The sequence below is a fragment of the Bacillus sp. IT-79MI2 genome (assembly GCF_949768135.1).
Lineage (GTDB): Bacteria > Bacillota > Bacilli > Bacillales > Bacillaceae_G > Bacillus_A > Bacillus_A pseudomycoides.
The window spans coordinates 1-496 of the sequence record NZ_CATKPV010000005.1; the positions used below are offsets into that span (position 1 = coordinate 1).

1 protein-coding gene is annotated in these 496 nt (G+C 38.3%); it reads left to right on the top strand.

Annotation, left to right across the window (positions count from 1 at the left end; genetic code table 11):
* Positions 1–352: RNA-guided endonuclease InsQ/TnpB family protein (locus ACM6HU_RS00050; protein ID WP_141490438.1), on the top strand; the 352-nt coding region annotated here is incomplete at its 5' end.
* Positions 353–496: the final 144 nt, after the last annotated feature.

The window sequence follows — 496 nt, forward strand, 5'->3', positions numbered from 1 at the left end:
GAACTTCCTTCATCATAAGTCAAAAGAATTAGTCGATAACTTTGATGTTGTAGCAATTGAAGACTTGAACATGAAAGGGATGTCACGAGCACTTAACTTTGGTAAAAGTGTTGCTGATAATGGGTGGGGGATGTTCACGACTTTTTTAGCCTATAAGTTACAAGAACAAGGCAAACAACTTGTGAAGATTGATAAATGGTTTCCTTCTACAAAAACATGCAGTAGTTGTGGAAACGTAAAGGATTTAGCACTATCTGAACGAGAGTATGTTTGTGATTGTGGTACGTCAATAGATAGAGATTATAATGCTGCAATCAACATCAAAAATGAAGCGATACGCTTGTTAGCATGATCATAAATCATATCAAAGAACCTATGGAACATGGGAGATAGCTCGTGGTCTTACGACTAATTCGTTAGCTAATAAAAGTAACGACTAACCGAGAAGCCCCCACTTCAAACAGCTCGTAAGAGCGTTAAGTGGCGGGTAGTTCAC